This window comes from Pseudoalteromonas sp. SG44-17 (assembly GCF_014164235.1).
GTDB lineage: Bacteria > Pseudomonadota > Gammaproteobacteria > Enterobacterales > Alteromonadaceae > Pseudoalteromonas > Pseudoalteromonas rhizosphaerae.
In genome coordinates this window covers 1-17,527 of record NZ_JACJEV010000028.1, presented here as the reverse complement: position 1 = coordinate 17,527, position 17,527 = coordinate 1, and the positions used below count along the sequence as shown (strand labels likewise).

Below are 17,527 nucleotides of genomic sequence, written 5' to 3'. Positions count from 1 at the left end.
GTTAACCACAACTTACAAGTAACTGAATAAGCGAACAAATAACCACCTCATAAGTAGCCTTCCTCGTACCTAAATAACAGAGCTCGATAGGTTAATTACTCAAACCTTGCATCCATAACGTTACTAACTGCTGGGCAGAGATACCTAGCGCTGTTGTCTCATTAGTGTCAGCTGCTGTAGTAAAAATTTTCTGCGCAACTTGCCGACCAACAAGTTGAGAGGCTGAGGTTTTATCTATACGTTGTTGATAAAAAGCCGTTAAGGCGTGCTCTAAATCATCATACTTTTCTAACACCCGTACAAGATGCCAAGCATCTTCTAGCGCCTGACATGCCCCCTGCCCTGAAGTAGGTAAAGGAGCATGAGCCGCATCTCCCATAATCAGTACGTTACCTTGATGCCAATATGGCAAACGGTCAATATCGTGCACAAATATTCGTTTCAGTGAGTTTTCATCATAAGACTTAAGCACCTGCTGTACTGCATCTGGCCAAGTTAAAAAGCGTTGGTGCATTTCTTCATACCAAGCAGATAGCGGCCGCGCTTTATCAATATTTGCACTCCAACCCGCAGCCCAATAACAAAGGTCTGCTTTAACAGGCACAATACCAAAGCGCTCGCCACGGCCGCGAAAATCATGGATCACGTTATCTAAAGTGCCCGGTTTTAACTGGCTAATAGCAATAATATTAATAAACCCCTGATACTGAGGAGTGATTTTTTCAGCATATAAGAATTGCCTTACCACCGAGTTCATCCGCCCATCAGCACCCACAACTAAATCAAAATCTTGTTTTAGTTGAGCAATCTCTGATACGGTTATTGCGCTGTTAAAATGTATGTTTGCTCCTAAATCAGCTAATGTGCGGCCCAACACACTCATAAGATCACGGCGCAATATACTGATACTAGAAAAACCACTGAGTGTATTTACTTTTGCAATATCAAATTCACTTTGCACCGTGCCATGCTGATCACACAGACGCATAAACAAAGGCATACCGCCCAGCGCTTGGATATGTTTATCCAAGCCCATTTGCTGTAACACAAACATTGCATTCGGCCATAACGTTACCCCGGCACCTATAGAAGAAATCTCACTATCGCGCTCAAATATGCTCACCTGATAACCTTTTCGTGCTGCAAGAATGGCCAGCGCTATTCCCCCGATGCCCGCACCCACAATGGCAATTCGCTTGCTGTTCATATTCTTTACCTCAATAATTAACTGAATAACCATTATCACAAAGTCATTTTTTAAGATAAATTAGTAATAATTGCGTTATTAATCCCATATTTTGAGTTAATTAATGATTGATAAAATCGAACTTCAGTGGTTACTCAGCTTTCAGTGCGTATATGAACAACTGAGCTTTAAACTCGCAGCCGAACAACTGCAATCGCCTACATCTAATGTTAGCCGCCATGTCGCGTTATTAGAGAAGCAACTTAATTTAAGGTTATTACAACGTACCACCCGAAAAATGATTGCAACGGCTGCAGGAAAACAACTTTATCAATCTATCACCCCACTGATACAAGCAATGAATGACTCGCTAGAAGAGGTGTCTGTGTATGGTGATTCTCTTGCCGGGCACCTTAAAATCATCATGCCTGATCTGCCTTTTTTAGCCGAAATAAGCGCAGAGTTTTGCTCTGTGCATCCACAAATACAACTAAGTTGCGATACACAATTAAATCCAACCGAAGGCTTGTTAGAGGGGTTTGATTTGGTGCTACGCTTTGGCCGTGGGCCATTGGACGATTCAGGTTGGATTGCTAAAGAACTGCTGCGCTGGCCCAGTTGCATTGTTGGCGCGCCACAACTGATAAACAATGCGCCACCGCCTCGCTCGCTAGATGAGTTAAGTAAAGTTCCTTGTATTACTAGCTTATCAGTACTGCAAGGTATGCCTTGGCGTTTTAAACAACAACAAGCAGTGCAAGTAAAATCTAATTTTAAAGTAAACAGTGGCAACATGGCCAAAGCCGCTGCACTAAAAGGACTCGGCTATGCCATTTTACCCACTCATGCATGCCAAGAAGATATAGACAACGGCTCATTGATCAATATTAAACTCGACCATGAACCAGAAGATCTGGTGTTATACGCATTTTATGCAGGCAGGAAATACCCGCTAGAAAAGGTAAAAGTATTTTTAGAATTCTTAAAGTCTAAATGCGCTACAATTCAGTAGGGGATCAATGCAGTTAGATGTATATGGTTAAAAGAGAAAGGTAAGAGTTAACCAGCTAAATTTTGCAGACACTGTCTGCAAAATTTAAAAACTGCCATAAACGTATCTATAAAGCGTTTAAATTTTTCGGTAATAATGGGCAGTGCTTTTTAACCCATCAATCTCACATACTTCTCCGCCAGTTCATCTATACTTTCACGATGATTCGGATCGGGCTTTATACAATCAATGGGGCATACGCTCACGCAGGTGGGTTTGTCGTAGTGGCCTACGCATTCGGTGCACTTTGCAGGGTCGATTTGGTAGATTTTAGCGCCCATATAAATTGCTTCGTTAGGGCACTCTGGATCGCACATGTCACAGTTAATGCATTTGCTGTTTATTAGTAATGCCATGATTTACCCGTTAAACAACTTGTTTGAAAGGATTGCGGGTGTCTTGGTTTTCATCCAGATTACGCATTAATATGGCGTGTTCTAAATCGATATTGTCGGGCAGTGGAATTTTTACTATGTGGCCTGAACCTTTAGCATCGGTAATACTTTCGCCTTTTTTGTTTTCCATGCATTCAAGGGTAAAGCTAATATTACCTTTAGGGGTCATCAGCTCTAATGAATGACCCACACAGAATTTGTTTTTAACATCAATCTCAACTAAACCAGTGGCATTTCGCCCTAATACTTCGCCAACAAATTGTTGCTTGGTAGAAACTGAATGGCCGTATTCGTAGTTTTGATAATCTTGATGGGCGTGGCGCTTTAAAAAGCCTTCGGTGTAACCGCGATGGGCTAGGTTTTCTAATGTTTTAAATAAATCAGCGTCGAATGGTTTTCCTGCTGCGGCATCGTCGATTGCTTTACGATAAACCTGTGCTGTACGCGCAACATAATAAAACGATTTAGTACGGCCTTCTATTTTTAAGCTATGCACGCCCATTTTTGTAAGCTGCTCTACGTATTGCACGGCGCGTAAATCCTTTGAGTTCATGATATAAGTGCCGTGTTCGTCTTCAAACGCTGGCATGTATTCACCCGGGCGGCCTTGCTCTTCAAGCATAACAATATCGTTACTTGGTGCGCCGTCGCCAAGAGTAGGAATAATCTGCTGAGGATCAAATTTATGTACCATTTCACCGGTTTCGTTTTCAACACCCGGTTTTACATCGTATTCCCAGCGGCATGCATTGGTACAGGTGCCTTGATTTGGATCGCGTTTATTAATATAACCTGACAACAAACAACGGCCAGAATACGCCATGCATAATGCGCCATGTACAAATACTTCTAGCTCTGTTTCTGGGCAAAGCGTGCGAATTTCACTTATTTCTTCAAGTGATAGCTCGCGGGACAAAATCACCCGTTCAATACCTTGCTTCGCCCAAAACTGTACGCTTGCGTAGTTAACTGCGTTTGCTTGTACTGATAAATGAATAGCCATATCAGGCCATTTTTCACGTACTAGCATGATTAAACCCGGATCTGACATGATCAGCGCATCTGGCCCCATAGCAATTACCGGTTCAATATCGCGTAAATACGATTTCACTTTGGCATTGTGCGGGGCAATGTTTGATACTACATAAAACTTTTTATTCAGCGCATGCGCTTCATCAATGCCTATTTTTAACGTTTCCAGATCAAATTCATTATTACGCACTCGCAAGCTATAACGAGGTTGCCCGGCATACACCGCATCAGCCCCATAAGCAAAGGCATAACGCATGTTTTTTAAACTGCCTGCTGGTGACAATAACTCTGGGATAAATGGTTTAGTTGAAAAAAACTCTGAGGTATTAGTGGCTGACGGCATGTGCGCTCCATACATCGAACCGAGTACAAGTCGGTTGCATGAATAGTTAGGGTAAATAAAGCGCGCAAGTATAAGGATTACGATTAACCGCAACCTTGATCAAGATCATAAAAGACTGTAATCAACTAGCAGGATCCTTCTGCTCGTTAAATCAATTTTTACTCCCGAGCTGGTTTGCAAACTGACTAACAGCATCAACGACTTGTTGCGCACCTTTTTTAATTTTGCTCATTACAATGCCAGACTCGTTGGACAGCTCTAAGCCTTGTTGTGCTTTAACTTTGCCTTGTTCAATAACCGCCACTGTTGATTGCGTTAAACTTTGATTTTGTTGTACCACATCAACAATCTCTTCGGTTGCTTTACTGGTTCTTGAAGCTAATTGGCGAACTTCATCGGCAACTACCGCAAAACCACGGCCTTGATCGCCCGCTCGGGCTGCTTCAATCGCGGCATTAAGCGCTAAAAGATTCGTTTGGTCGGCAATGCTACTAATACTTTGTACTATATTTGCTATAACCTGAGATTGCTTATCTAGTGCTGAAATCTCTTTGCCGGCTTGCTCCATTTGAACGGCTAATTCATTCATTACTTGTACTGTTTGTTGTACCACTTTTGCGCCTTGATCGGCGATATTGTCGGTCTCTGTTGATGTGCTATGGGCAATACTTGCGGCTGCTGCAATAGCCTGCTCTCTTTCTACCTGTTTGGTGATCACAGTGGCAAATTTTACTATTTTATAGAGCTCATTCGCCTCATTAAAGATAGGATTATAAGATGCTTCTAACCATACAGTATTGCCATATTTATCAATGCGTTTAAAACGACTTGCGATGTATTCGCCCTTGCGTAATCGCTTCCAAAACGCATCATATCCGGCTGAATTGGCTTCATCCGACTCACAAAAAATACGGTGATGTTGACCGACTACTTCTCGCTCAGAATAACCCATACCTTTTAAAAAGTTATCGTTTGCTCTTAATACGATTGCATCGGTGTCAAATTCAATCACAGCTGTAGAGCGATGCAGTGCTTTAATTAAATCTTGATTTTCACGGGAAGTTTCTATAGTTCGTGTTAACAAAGTGCAGTGCAAAGTAAGATGAATAAACTGCCCATGCTGATCGGTTATTGGGTGTAAAATGCTACGCAACCAATCGCGTTTTCCATCTTGGTGTGTAAATTGAATTGCCCCAGCCCAATGTTTACAGTCCTTTATCGCTTTTTTAAATGAGTTAAAATCAGGATTTTGTCTGGCATTTTCAGGTATAAAATTAAGTACACTTTGCTCCAATAACTGTCTATCTGAATAGTTAAATTCGCGTTCAAAATTAGTGTTCTGTCTGATCACATGGCCCTGTTTATCGAGCTCTAGAACAAGCATTTCGCTCTCTAGACTTTGCTTTACCTGCTCGCCAATAGCAAGCATGCCTTCTAATTCGGCAATTTTATTTTTAAAAGATTGGTTAAAAAACATATGTTACCCTAGTTATTTAGTGTGCACGGTATACATTTTTAGCCAGAAAACGTATCTAATAAAATGAAAACGACTAAACAATATAAAAAAAGTGTAGCTTAAAGCTAGTTATACTATTGTACGTAATATAACTATTTCTAGCTCAAAAAGAGTTAAAATATTTCTTTTTCTGTGATGGATAAGAATTTTTTACCTAAAAAGAAAATGAAAATACCAATTCCACTAAGATAAACTTAAATATAATCAAAATAATGAAAACATTGCGCATCAATTCTTCCGTCACAAAGGCGGGGCATGACTGCTGATTATTCAGCTTTTAGTTGTTTTAAAAAAGTATATCTGGCAGCAACAAAGCGAGCCTAAATGAATAGTTAAAGTGGTTACTTTTTACATTTTTGTAATCTTTGCCTAGATACTTTTTCGTTAGAACAATATGTCGACCGCTTCAGTCTAAAAACTGCAGATAATCCAATAAGGTAGATGGGAGCACATGTTAATTAGCTGCAATGGCATTTAAACCTTGCAGCCAATCGTTCTTACAAGCTATCACCAAAGAGTTACTTAGAAAGTAACACCTCAGGTGTTTGTAATAAAAACTGCTTGCCATTATCTAAGCTTATTTCGATATAAAACACATGGCTGCCTTCAAATTCAGGCGCTGTATTGAGCGTAAAATTAAAGTATCTTTGCATCATAACGGGTAGTGACTCTTGCACTTTTGCAACTGTAATAGCTTCTTGGCTGTTCTCAATATTAAATTCAATGACACTAAACACATCATTTAAACTGCTGCCAGATGTTAAATCAGCACTAAAGTCAGCGGACGAATAAATATTAAGCTTAGTTAATTTATTATTAGCCGGAATAACAACAGGCAAAGTTACGCAATTTTCAGCATAAGTTTTGCCTTCATCAAGTTCGTTACCATCGCTGTAAACATTGGCTCCTGAAGCTTCAAATGATAAGTCAACTTTATCATAAGAAATTAAAGTATTCGCTTGGTACTCACCACCATTAACCGCTAATTCAATCTTATTTATATCAATTGCAATAGCTGTAGGGGGGCACTCTAATGCAGCCTCGTTGTCTGAACCACACGCTGTAATAAAATTGGCTAACAGCACAATCACAAATAACTTTTTCATTATTATTTCCTTTTTAAGATATTCAATTTTCTAATTACAACTCAAATTTATGAAACAATTACGACACAGTAATAATTTCCTGCTAACAAAGCCCTATTTCCTATACTCGGTCCACGGTTATTTAAATATCGCACAATTGTCATCAAGCTAGTTTTTAATAAAACTAGGCATTGCCTACTAAAACGCGTATAATTCGCGCCCGTTAATATTCACACTTTTACTTAAAAATTATTGGAGCATAAAGATGGCTTTAGAGCGTACTTTCTCAATCGTAAAACCTGATGCAGTTGCTAAAAACCACATCGGCGCTATCTACAACCGTTTCGAAACTGCTGGCCTTAAAATCGTTGCAGCTAAAATGGTTCACCTTTCACAAGAGAAAGCGGAAGGTTTCTACGCAGAACACAGCGAGCGTCCTTTCTTTGGTGCTTTAGTATCTTTCATGACATCTGGTCCAGTAATGGTTACAGTTCTTGAAGGCGAAAACGCTGTTCTTAAAAACCGCGAAATCATGGGTGCTACTAACCCTGCTGAAGCACTAGCTGGTACTTTACGTGCTGACTACGCTGATAGCATCGACGAAAATGCTGTTCACGGTTCAGACGCTGTTGAATCTGCTGCTCGCGAAATCGCGTACTTCTTCGCAGACGAAGAGCTTTGCCCACGTACTCGTTAATTCGAACGCGCTAAGCAAAAGTAAAAAGGGCTTTCGAGCCCTTTTTTAGTCATTAGTTAAAGTATTAATTATCTAATTTATGATGTTTTACTTAATGATTAAAGTGAGTGAATTGTGTACAATTCGCCTTTGTAAATTTTTATCACCACCGTCACTGATTAAGGTTGTTTCATGACCACTGAGCAAAAAAAGATTAACTTATTAGATTTAAACCGAGATGCAATGCGCGAGTTATTTGTATCGTTCGGTGAAAAGCCATTCCGTGGCGATCAGGTGATGAAATGGATTTATCATTTTGGCGTTGATAACTTTGACGAAATGAGCAACGTTAACAAAAAGCTGAAAGAAAAACTAAAAGCAGAATGTGAAATTGTCGCGCCTGAAATCACCGTACGCCAACAAGCCAGTGACGGTACAATCAAGTACGCGCTGATACTTGAAGGCGGCCAAGAAGTTGAAGCCGTGTGGATCCCAGAAAAAGAACGTGCCACCTTGTGTGTATCATCGCAAGTTGGTTGTGCGCTTGAATGTACATTTTGCTCAACAGCGCAGCAAGGGTTTAACCGTAACTTAAAAGTATCTGAAATTATCGGCCAAGTTTGGCGTGTGGCCAAAGACATAGGCCTTGATGGCAACAGTGAAAAGCGTCCGGTCACCAACGTCGTTATGATGGGCATGGGCGAGCCATTGCTTAATCTTAAAAACGTAGTTCCGGCAATGGAATTAATGATGGACGATTGGGGTTTTGGTTTATCTAAACGCCGCGTTACTTTAAGTACCTCTGGTGTGGTGCCTGCACTTGATTTATTGAAAGAAAAAATCGACGTTGCATTGGCTATTTCTCTACACGCACCTGATAACGCATTACGTGATATTTTAGTGCCAATCAATAAAAAATACCCAATTGAAGAGTTTTTAGCGGCGTGTCGTCGTTACATTGATGGCTCTAAAGCCAATAAAGATGTGACCATTGAGTATGTGATGCTAAATGGTATTAACGACAGCACAGATCAAGCCCATGAATTAGTTAAAACACTCAAAGGCACACCATCTAAAGTGAACCTTATCCCGTTTAACCCATTCCCGGGTAACGAATATACACGCTCTAGCAACAGCCGTATTGACCGCTTTTCAAAAGTGCTACAAGCAGCAGGTATTACCTGTATTGTTCGTCGTACTCGCGGTGATGATATTGATGCGGCCTGCGGCCAGTTAGTTGGTGATGTAGTTGACCGTACAAAACGTTTAGCGAAAAAGAAAATGCGCGACGATAATGCGATTGCGGTTAATATCCACCAAGCATAATCTGTTGTCGTGAATCAAAAGCCCTTAGCGCTGCTTTATTTTTAAATAAATGATGCAAGATAAGGGCTTTTCGGTAATATAGGTGCATGGACAATAATAAAGAGAAGAAGTAATGCGATCTTTACTTGCTTTAACTATCAGTGCACTCGCTTTAACTGGGTGTGTAACTGAAAATAGTTATGATGGCAATGACAAACCAGTCGTTGAAAATAAAATCAATAATACCGGCGCAGCACGTACCCGAATAGCCTTAGCATTAGAATATTTAAGCACTGGTAATAGCTCGCAAGCAAAGTATAACCTCGAACGCGCCGCGTCTTTCTCTCCTGATCTTCCTGAAGTCCATTATTCATTTGCTTATTATTACCAACAAGTCGGCGAAAACGTACAAGCCGATAAAGCCTATCAAAAAGCAATAAAAATTGATCCCAATGATCCTAATACCCGAAATAACTACGGGGTATTTTTATGCGGTATTGACGAGTACGACCGCGCCACAGAACAACTACTCAAAGCCATTGCCATCCCAAGTTATATACGAGTAGCAGAAAGTTATGAAAATTTAGCTCTGTGCGCCATTGAGTTTGATGATTTTGATAACGCTGAAAAATATTTCAAATCGGCCATTAATCACAGTTCAATGCGTGCCTCATCACTGATCAGTTTAGCCGCTTTGTATTACGCTAAAAGTGATTTACATAGAGCAAAAGAAATACTTGAGCGTTATGAGAATAGTGGTCAAGTATCGTCTCGCTCATTGCTATTAAGCTATTTAGTTGAGCAGCGTATGGGCCACATTGAAAAAGCCGAAACCACTGCGGCAATGATATTGCAAACCTACCCAACCTCAAGTGAAGCGGGGATCATTCGCGAGCAAAAAATCAAACGTAGTGAGTTTGAAATACTGCGCTCGCAATACCGCCAAGCAAAATTAGATGAGCTACAAGCAAATAGCCCTGCGGGAGAGGTGATTTCGGCACCCAAAATACGCATTGTAAAAAAGAAAAAAGCGCCAGCAACTAGTACGTCGGCGCAAAGTATCACAACGCCAACAATGGCCGTTAAAAATAACAATGCAAGCAGCAATGAATTAACTGCCGCGTTGCTAACCTCACCGGTTACGCCAACGCAAAGCACCGCATCACAAACTAGCCAGCAAAGCCAAGCAACAGTATCAACACCTGTCGATACGAGTGGTATTTTGGCGGCTTTAAGTACCACAGCAATAACAACGCCAGTGCAAACAAACGTTGATACTACCGCTGTACAGATCAGTGCTCCAGCAAACAATAATGATCCTGCCGCAGTAATGTCTGCTCTGGTGGTCGCACAAACACCAAACAATCCAGCTGTAACTTCAACTCAAGCGACGGACATTGCATCATTAGCCTCTGAGGAGGCAGTTACTAAAGCATTAGCAATACCAACTGTGCATTTAGCAACAGCGCCCACAGCGACTGCCGCAACGCCTCCCCAAACGCTTGCTCGCAGCAACAAAGCACAAGATGGTGTAAAAATTGTTTCTTTTGGTGCGCCCACTGATAGCCAAGCCGTTGCAAATAACAGCCAGGCTTCAACCCCAAGCCAAGCACAATTTAGTGATCAATTAACGGATGAAGAAAAGGTGGTTTTTTACCAGCCAAAACGCAACGCCGCCGTCTTCGCAGAGTCAGGATATAGCTCTACACCTGAAATCCGTTTTCAAGATCCGCAACAAAATACTCACGCACCGTTGCTAAATTCGCGGATCCCACAATTAACGACGCCTTACCATGTTTTGCAAGATGGTGAAAACCTATTTAGCATTTCAGTACGATACAATGTTAAACTACAGAAATTACTCCAATGGAATGGTCTGAAAGAATCTGATCGGGTGGTCAATGGGACGAAAATTTATCTCAACGATCCCAACATTTATTACGAAATTAACGTCGGTGATACTTTGTATAGTATTGCCACCAAGCGTCGCTTGTTAATTGATCAGTTAATGCGATGGAATAAATTAAGCCCAGATGTTGCACTTAAACCTGGGCATAGACTGTTACTAGTGGACCCTGAATCATACTCATTATGAATGATGAAAATACGGAATCAACAACGCTCACTCTTGGCCAAACTTTAAAAAGTAGCCGCGAGCAAGCGAATGTCAGCTTAGAAGAGTTGGCAAAAAATTTAAAATTATCGGTGTTGCAATTACAACGTCTTGAGAATGACGAACACCAATTAATCGGCCCTGCTACCTTTGTTAAAGGTTATGCAAAAAGTTATTGTCGCGCCTTTAATTTAGATACTGCCGCCGTTTTAGCGCTGTTCCCTGAACCTCAGGAAACCGTTAAAAAAACCAACATGCAAAGCTTTTCTAGACGAACAGAAAAAGAAGCCCATGATAGTCGGTTGATGCTGGTGAGTTACGTTATTCTGGCAATTGTTATTGGTTCATCCGCATTATGGTGGTGGCAAAATTCAACCCCTCTTGACGAACAAGTTATAACGCAATCTTTAAATAGCTTTGCCGAAGAGACAGTTGCAGTCGCACAGGCAGAGCCTGACGTGGCGTCAATCAGCCAGCTAGAACAAGCTGGCCCTGATGAATCGATTGATGCCCCCACTGCGGCGCAAATTATGGAGCAACAAGCCGATACCACCGAACTAGACGTTGTCCCGAGCGAAGCGTCAAGCGAGCCACAAAATGATGGCCTTGGCACCATAGTTATGCATTTCAATGAAGAAAGTTGGGTTGAAATTCATGACGGCAAAGGTGATAAAGTGGCATTTGGTGTTAAAAAAGCGGGTTATGATATGACTGTATCAGGTCATCTGCCTTTTTCTATCGTGCTTGGTAAGCATCAAGCTGTTGATATCACTCTTGACGGTGAAAAGATTGATATTTCCAGTTTCCCAAAAAATCGTTTAGCTAAATTTAATTTACCGTTAACAGAGTAGTCACTATGTTTTCAGAATCTCCTATTAAACGCAGAAAATCTACCCGCATCAATGTGGGTAACGTACCGATCGGTGATGGCGCCCCTATTGCAGTGCAATCAATGACCAACACCGATACCATGGATGTTGATGCAACTGTTGCACAAATTCAAGCTATTCAAGATGCCGGCGCCGATATAGTGCGTGTTTCCGTGCCGACTATGGACGCCGCCGAAGCATTTAGAAGCATAAAAGAACAAGTCACCATTCCACTGGTTGCAGATATTCACTTTGATTATCGTATTGCTTTGCAAGTAGCAAAGTATGGTGTTGATTGTTTACGTATTAATCCTGGCAACATTGGCAGTGAAGAGCGTATTCGCGCGGTAGTCGATGCTGCCCGTGAGCACAACATTCCAATTCGTATTGGTGTTAATGGCGGCTCATTAGAGCGTGATTTACAAGAAAAGTACGGCGAACCAACGCCTGAAGCGTTACTTGAATCAGCTATGCGCCATGTGAATATTTTGCGCCGTTTAGATTTTGATCAATTTAAAATATCAGTAAAAGCTTCTGATGTGTTTTTAGCTGTAGGAGCATATCGCTTACTTGCTAAAGAAATCGACCAACCTCTGCACTTAGGGATCACAGAAGCAGGCGGTATGCGTTCAGGCTCAGTGAAATCAGCTGTAGGCTTAGGTATGTTACTTGCCGAAGGTATCGGCGATACACTGCGAGTATCTTTGGCGGCTGATCCAGTGCAAGAGATCAAAGTCGGTTTTGATATTTTAAAATCACTGCGCATTCGCTCTCGCGGGATTAACTTTATTGCCTGTCCGAGCTGTTCACGTCAAGAGTTTGATGTGGTTAGTACCATGAACCAACTTGAAGAGCGTTTGGAAGATATCATCGAACCGGTATCAGTATCGGTTATTGGTTGTGTGGTCAATGGCCCTGGCGAAGCGTTAGTGAGTGATATTGGCTTAGCTGGTGCAAACCGTCGCTCGGGCCTTTATATTAATGGCGAACGTCAAAAAGCCCGAATTGATAACAACAATATTGTTGATCAACTCGAAGGCTATGTACGCGACTTTATCGCACAAAAAGAAAAAAAGACCCCTATCGACATTAAAATCGTCGAATAAATACAATATAGTCGGCAAACAAAGCCGTTTGCCGTTTACCTTTATAGCTAGAACGCTATAATGACGGGTCAATTTTTAGCATTCTTGTTGTGTAGTCATCTTTTATTACGCAAAAAACAGTTTTTAGGATTTAGCAGTGGCAAAACAAATTCAGGCAATACGTGGAATGAACGATTGTCTGCCGGGCGATACCCAAGTTTGGCAGAAAGTAGAAAACATCTTACGCGAGACAGTAGCATCGTTCGGTTATCAAGAAATTCGTTTTCCAATTGTAGAATCAACCGATCTTTTTAAACGCTCAATTGGTGAAGTCACCGATATCGTTGAAAAAGAAATGTACACCTTTGCCGATAATAATGGCGACAGCTTAACACTTCGTCCTGAAGGTACCGCTGTATGTGTACGTGCTGGTAATCAAAACGGCTTACTGTATAACCAAGAGCAACGCCTTTGGTATATGGGCCCAATGTTTCGTCATGAACGTCCGCAAAAAGGTCGCTATCGTCAGTTTCACCAATTTGGTTTAGAAACCTTCGGTATTGCCAGCGCTGATATTGACGCTGAAGTGATTTTACTGACGGCGCAATTATGGCAACAATTTGGCATCAGCGAACATGTTCGTTTAGAGCTTAATTCTCTAGGTTCAAACGAAGCTCGCGCGCAGTACCGTGATGCACTTGTGGCATATCTTGAGCAACATATTGATGCACTAGACGAAGACTCAAAACGTCGTATGTACAGCAACCCACTGCGCGTGCTAGATAGCAAAAACCCTGATGTACAAGCGGTTTTAGTTGATGCACCAAAACTGTCTGAACACTTAGATGCTGAATCAAAAGAACATTTTGAAAATTTATGTGAACGTTTAGACGCCGCAGGCGTCATATACACGGTTAATGAAAAGTTAGTCCGTGGCCTTGATTACTATAACCGCACTGTTTTTGAGTGGGTTACAGATAGCCTCGGCTCACAAGGTACTGTATGTGCAGGTGGCCGTTATGATGGCTTAGTTGAGCAATTAGGTGGCAAAGCAACGCCAGCTGTGGGCTTTGCTATGGGTCTGGAACGTTTAGTGTTAATGTTACAAGCATTGGAATGTGTTGGTGACATTCGTCGCAACGCTGATGTATATTTGGCAGCGATGGGCGACAAAGCCAGCATTCAAGCCCCTATTATCGCAGCTAAATTACGTGCTGAAGTACCTGGCTTACGTATCATGGTCCATGCCGGTGGCGGTAACTTTAAGAAACAACTTAAACGCGCAGATAAAAGCGATGCACTCGTTGCACTGATTATCGGCGAAGATGAATTAGAACAAGGCGTAGTGACAGTTAAGTATTTACGTGAGCGTAAAGAACAGGTCACCTTAGAATTAGAACAAATTAAAACGCTTTTAGCTGAGCTAATAAACAGCTAAAAAAGACGAGGTAGTAATGGATATTTATTCAACAGAAGAACAACAAGCTGAAGCGATCAAACGTTTTTTTCGTGAAAATGGTGTATCACTGGCGCTAGGTGTAGTGCTTGGTTTAGGTGGCCTGTATGGCTGGAAAGCATATAACCAAAATCAAATTACAACTGCTGAAAGTGCCTCTGATGCATATACTCAGCTGGTTGAAGGTGGCGAAGTATTAGGTTCGGCAGATACATTTATCGCAGAGCACAAAGATACTAACTACAGCGCACTTGCAGCCTTTGTTGCTGCTAAAGAAGCCGTAGAAAAAGGTCAACTTGATGTAGCCAGTGAAAAGCTCAGCTGGATAATGAATAATGTTACCAATGCAGATTTAAAAGCAACGGCGACCACCCGTTTAGCTCGCGTGCAAATAGCACAGCAGCAATACGACCAAGCTTTAACAACGCTTAACGCTAAACTTGCAGATTCATTCACTGCAACAGTCGCTGAGCTTAAAGGTGATATATACACAGCTCAAGGCGATGCAAATCAAGCTCGCACCGCTTATCAGACTGCTGCAGATGCGGGCGGTCTGGAGAATAACCCATTATTGCAAATCAAACTTGATGACTTAGCAGTAACTAGCCCAACGGCGTAAGGGGTTACCATGAAAAAATTAACAGCGGCAACCATAGCGCTATGTATGGCAACCTTAGTCGGTTGTTCATCAAGCGATGACGAAGACGAACTGGTATTGCCTGAAATCGTTAATCAGTTTGAAACCAAAGTAATTTGGCAAGAAAGCATTGGTGACGGTGTTGAACATTACTTTTCTCGGCTAACACCGGCGGTATATAAAGACCGTGTTTTTGTAGCAAGCCGCGCTGGTAAAGTCGAAGCGCTATCGCTTGAAAACGGTAATACTCTTTGGGAGACGGATGTTCGCGAAAATTTGACCTTTTGGCCATGGCAAAGCGACATTAGTGCAAAATTATCCGGTGGTATTTTACAAGCTTATGGTAAAATTTTTATCGGCTCTGAGCATGGTTATTTAGTTGCCCTTGACCGTGAAACGGGTGATGTTGTTTGGCGCAAAAAAGTTCCCGGTGAAGTGTTATCAAAACCAGCTGCCGGTGATGGCCTTATATATGTTAACCTAGGCTCAGGTAAATTATTAGCTCTTCACCCTGATACCGGTGAAGAGCGTTGGAGTCATGAGCAAGAAGTACCCGCATTAACACTACGCGGACAAAGCTCTCCGACCGTTGCTAACGGCGGTGTATTAGTTGGCCTTGAAACAGGCAAGTTAAGTGTACTTATCTCTGATAGTGGTTACTCTGCGTGGAGTGCTGAAATTGCTACAGCAAAAGGCGCATCAGAATTCGAACGTTTAGTCGATGTTGATACACAACCTCTGATCAGTGGTCCTTATGCGTATGCTATTGCCTATAATGGTAACTTAGCAGCTGTAGATATTCGCTCTGGTAATGTTGTCTGGAAACGCGAATACAGCAGTTACCGTGAAATTGCCATGGATACCCAAACTATTTACGTAGTAGATAGTAATGGTGTTGTTTATGGATTAGATAAAACCTCTGGCATTGAACGCTGGAGTCAGCCAGCCCTTCGTGGTTGGTACTTAACAGGGCCTGCGGTAGCAGGAAATTACTTAGCCATGGGTGACCAAGAAGGTAATCTACATTGGCTGAATAAAGAATCAGGCGAACTTGTATCGCGTGAAGACTTCGACAGTTCAGGCTTTTTTATTGAGCCAATTGTTGCTGACGACAAACTGATTTTATACACCCGAGATGGTGAAGTTAGTGCGGTAAAAATACCGGACTAATTTGCTAAATAACTATAAGTTATTAATAGTTAATTTATTTTTTTAAGGCTTCGCTATGCGAAGCCTTTTGTTGTTTTTTTAAGAGGTAGTTTATGCTTCCCGTGATCGCTCTAGTTGGGCGACCCAATGTGGGCAAATCCACATTATTTAACCGTTTAACACGTACGCGTGATGCACTCGTTGCCGATTTTCCAGGCTTAACGCGAGATCGAAAATATGGCCAAGCTAATTACGATGGCTATGAATTTATCGTGGTAGACACGGGCGGTATTGATGGCTCTGAAGAAGGCATCGAGATCGAAATGGCTGATCAATCGCTACTGGCGATTGAAGAAGCCGACATCGTATTATTCTTAGTTGATGCACGCGTAGGTATGACAGTAGCTGATCAAGCTATTGCCAACCATTTACGTAAACAAGAAAAGAAAAGCTTTGTTGTTGCCAATAAAACTGATGGTATTGATGCTGACTCAAATTGTGCTGAGTTTTACCAATTGTCACTGGGTGAAGTACATCATATTGCAGCCGCTCATGGCCGTGGTATTACCTTGTTACTTGAACACACCTTACAGCCTTTGCTTGCAGAGCTGAGTGCGCAAAATGATGATGGTAAAGGCGATGACGACGAGTTAATCGATTTATACTCTGAAGATGATGAAGATTCTACAGCGCATGAAGCATTTGCAGATAAGCCAGTAAAACTTGCTATTATCGGTCGTCCTAACGTAGGTAAGTCAACACTGACTAACCGTATATTAGGTGAAGAACGCGTTATTGTTTATGATATGCCGGGCACAACCCGCGATTCTATTTATATTCCAATGACTCGTAACGAAAAAGAATACGTGTTGATCGACACCGCTGGTGTACGTAAACGCAAAAAAGTCAGCGATGTGGTTGAGAAATTCTCAGTGATCAAAACCCTCCAAGCAATCGAAGATTGTAACGTGGTGCTATTGGTTGTAGATGCCCGCGCTGGCATTTCGGATCAAGATTTAAGTTTACTTGGTTTTGCCTTAAATTCTGGCCGCTCACTGGTTATTGCTGTGAATAAATGGGATGGCCTTGATGATTACGTGAAAGATCGTATTAAATCGGAGCTTGACCGTCGCTTAGGCTTTATTGACTTTGCACGCTTACACTTTATCTCAGCTTTACATGGTACAGGTGTTGGTCATTTGTTTGAGTCAATTGACGAAGCTTATGAATCAGCAACTAAGCGTATTAGCACTGCTATGCTGCGCCGCATCATGGACATGGCACAAGCTGATCACCAGCCGCCACTGGTTCGTGGTCGCCGCGTTAAGCTTAAATACGCGCACGCGGGTGGTTATAACCCACCACGTATCGTAATTCACGGTAACCAAGTACATGATTTACCAGATAGCTATAAACGCTACCTAATGAACTACTATCGTAAAGCATTAAAAATTATGGGCACGCCTATCAAAATCGAGTTTAGAGAAGGTGATAACCCATTTGCAGGACGTACTAATAAAGTGACTCTTTCGCAAAAACGTAAGATCCGCGCATTTAGTAAAGAAAACCGCAATAAATGATATAAGCTGTAAGCTGTAAGCTGTAAGCTGTAAGCTGTAAGCTGTAAGC

At 41.8% G+C, this 17,527-nt stretch carries 15 protein-coding genes; 10 read left to right on the top strand and 5 right to left on the bottom strand.

The annotated features are described in order from the left end of the window. Positions 1-91: 91 nt before the first annotated feature. Positions 92-1,207 carry an FAD-dependent monooxygenase gene (locus H5182_RS16905; RefSeq protein WP_182760363.1) on the bottom strand — a complete coding sequence of 372 codons (1,116 nt, stop codon included), beginning with the start codon at positions 1,205-1,207 and terminating at the stop codon, positions 92-94. A gap of 103 nt (positions 1,208-1,310) precedes the next feature. Here H5182_RS16905 and H5182_RS16900 point away from each other — a divergent pair, with 103 nt between their 5' ends. After that, entirely contained in the window at positions 1,311-2,198 is an 888-nt protein-coding gene (locus H5182_RS16900) for a LysR family transcriptional regulator (RefSeq protein ID WP_182760362.1), read from the top strand. A gap of 149 nt (positions 2,199-2,347) precedes the next feature. Here the strand turns inward: H5182_RS16900 and H5182_RS16895 are convergent, their stop codons facing one another. The 4 genes from H5182_RS16895 to H5182_RS16880 form a co-directional block, all read right to left on the bottom strand. Further along, entirely contained in the window at positions 2,348-2,593 is a 246-nt protein-coding gene (locus H5182_RS16895) for a YfhL family 4Fe-4S dicluster ferredoxin (protein WP_084447949.1), read from the bottom strand. A 10-nt stretch (positions 2,594-2,603) separates the two neighbouring features. Further along, complete coding sequence (gene yegQ / locus H5182_RS16890; RefSeq protein ID WP_182760361.1) at positions 2,604-4,007, bottom strand: tRNA 5-hydroxyuridine modification protein YegQ; 1,404 nt, start codon at positions 4,005-4,007, stop codon at positions 2,604-2,606. Between the two features lie 151 nt (positions 4,008-4,158). Continuing rightward, entirely contained in the window at positions 4,159-5,484 is a 1,326-nt protein-coding gene (locus tag H5182_RS16885) for a methyl-accepting chemotaxis protein (protein ID WP_182760360.1), read from the bottom strand. Between the two features lie 557 nt (positions 5,485-6,041). Continuing rightward, positions 6,042-6,629 carry a hypothetical protein gene (locus tag H5182_RS16880; RefSeq protein ID WP_182760359.1) on the bottom strand — a complete coding sequence of 196 codons (588 nt, stop codon included), beginning with the start codon at positions 6,627-6,629 and terminating at the stop codon, positions 6,042-6,044. A gap of 244 nt (positions 6,630-6,873) precedes the next feature. Here H5182_RS16880 and ndk point away from each other — a divergent pair, with 244 nt between their 5' ends. From ndk to der, 9 genes are all read left to right on the top strand, one after another. Further along, positions 6,874-7,305, top strand: coding sequence for a nucleoside-diphosphate kinase (gene ndk / locus H5182_RS16875; RefSeq protein ID WP_008111339.1), 432 nt, complete (start codon positions 6,874-6,876; stop codon positions 7,303-7,305). A gap of 171 nt (positions 7,306-7,476) precedes the next feature. Further along, entirely contained in the window at positions 7,477-8,610 is a 1,134-nt protein-coding gene (locus H5182_RS16870; RefSeq protein ID WP_145239689.1) for a bifunctional tRNA (adenosine(37)-C2)-methyltransferase TrmG/ribosomal RNA large subunit methyltransferase RlmN, read from the top strand. 112 nt (positions 8,611-8,722) lie between these two features. Beyond that, the gene (gene pilW / locus H5182_RS16865; RefSeq protein ID WP_182760358.1) at positions 8,723-10,684 is read left to right on the top strand and encodes a type IV pilus biogenesis/stability protein PilW; all 1,962 of its coding nucleotides are present in this window, start codon (positions 8,723-8,725) and stop codon (positions 10,682-10,684) included. Continuing rightward, the gene (locus tag H5182_RS16860; RefSeq protein ID WP_182760357.1) at positions 10,681-11,553 is read left to right on the top strand and encodes a RodZ domain-containing protein; all 873 of its coding nucleotides are present in this window, start codon (positions 10,681-10,683) and stop codon (positions 11,551-11,553) included. The genes pilW and H5182_RS16860 overlap by 4 nt, the downstream gene beginning before the upstream one ends. A 5-nt stretch (positions 11,554-11,558) precedes the next feature. After that, positions 11,559-12,677, top strand: a complete 1,119-nt coding sequence (gene ispG / locus H5182_RS16855; RefSeq protein WP_182760356.1) for a flavodoxin-dependent (E)-4-hydroxy-3-methylbut-2-enyl-diphosphate synthase — start codon at positions 11,559-11,561, stop codon at positions 12,675-12,677. 136 nt (positions 12,678-12,813) lie between these two features. Next, positions 12,814-14,094 (top strand): histidine--tRNA ligase, encoded by a 1,281-nt coding sequence (gene hisS / locus H5182_RS16850; protein ID WP_145239702.1) that lies wholly within the window; start codon positions 12,814-12,816, stop codon positions 14,092-14,094. Positions 14,095-14,110: 16 nt separating this feature from the next. Further along, positions 14,111-14,731: a tetratricopeptide repeat protein gene (locus H5182_RS16845; protein ID WP_145239705.1), complete on the top strand. Its 621-nt coding sequence runs from the start codon at positions 14,111-14,113 to the stop codon at positions 14,729-14,731. A 9-nt stretch (positions 14,732-14,740) separates the two neighbouring features. Next, positions 14,741-15,919, top strand: coding sequence for an outer membrane protein assembly factor BamB (bamB, locus tag H5182_RS16840; protein ID WP_182757529.1), 1,179 nt, complete (start codon positions 14,741-14,743; stop codon positions 15,917-15,919). 92 nt (positions 15,920-16,011) lie between these two features. Further along, on the top strand, positions 16,012-17,478 hold the full coding sequence (gene der / locus H5182_RS16835; protein ID WP_145239710.1) for a ribosome biogenesis GTPase Der: 1,467 nt from the start codon (positions 16,012-16,014) through the stop codon (positions 17,476-17,478). Positions 17,479-17,527 lie beyond the last annotated feature (49 nt).

What these genes read in the sequence shown, in the direction of transcription:
- H5182_RS16905 (WP_182760363.1), bottom strand. Translation starts at nt 1,207, where the DNA reads ATGAACAGCAAGCGAATTGCCATTGTGGGTGCGGGCATCGGGGGAATA.
- H5182_RS16900 (WP_182760362.1), top strand. Translation starts at nt 1,311, where the DNA reads ATGATTGATAAAATCGAACTTCAGTGGTTACTCAGCTTTCAGTGCGTA.
- H5182_RS16895 (WP_084447949.1), bottom strand. Translation starts at nt 2,593, where the DNA reads ATGGCATTACTAATAAACAGCAAATGCATTAACTGTGACATGTGCGAT.
- yegQ (WP_182760361.1), bottom strand. Translation starts at nt 4,007, where the DNA reads ATGCCGTCAGCCACTAATACCTCAGAGTTTTTTTCAACTAAACCATTT.
- H5182_RS16885 (WP_182760360.1), bottom strand. Translation starts at nt 5,484, where the DNA reads ATGTTTTTTAACCAATCTTTTAAAAATAAAATTGCCGAATTAGAAGGC.
- H5182_RS16880 (WP_182760359.1), bottom strand. Translation starts at nt 6,629, where the DNA reads ATGAAAAAGTTATTTGTGATTGTGCTGTTAGCCAATTTTATTACAGCG.
- ndk (WP_008111339.1), top strand. Translation starts at nt 6,874, where the DNA reads ATGGCTTTAGAGCGTACTTTCTCAATCGTAAAACCTGATGCAGTTGCT.
- H5182_RS16870 (WP_145239689.1), top strand. Translation starts at nt 7,477, where the DNA reads ATGACCACTGAGCAAAAAAAGATTAACTTATTAGATTTAAACCGAGAT.
- pilW (WP_182760358.1), top strand. Translation starts at nt 8,723, where the DNA reads ATGCGATCTTTACTTGCTTTAACTATCAGTGCACTCGCTTTAACTGGG.
- H5182_RS16860 (WP_182760357.1), top strand. Translation starts at nt 10,681, where the DNA reads ATGAATGATGAAAATACGGAATCAACAACGCTCACTCTTGGCCAAACT.
- ispG (WP_182760356.1), top strand. Translation starts at nt 11,559, where the DNA reads ATGTTTTCAGAATCTCCTATTAAACGCAGAAAATCTACCCGCATCAAT.
- H5182_RS16845 (WP_145239705.1), top strand. Translation starts at nt 14,111, where the DNA reads ATGGATATTTATTCAACAGAAGAACAACAAGCTGAAGCGATCAAACGT.
- bamB (WP_182757529.1), top strand. Translation starts at nt 14,741, where the DNA reads ATGAAAAAATTAACAGCGGCAACCATAGCGCTATGTATGGCAACCTTA.
- der (WP_145239710.1), top strand. Translation starts at nt 16,012, where the DNA reads ATGCTTCCCGTGATCGCTCTAGTTGGGCGACCCAATGTGGGCAAATCC.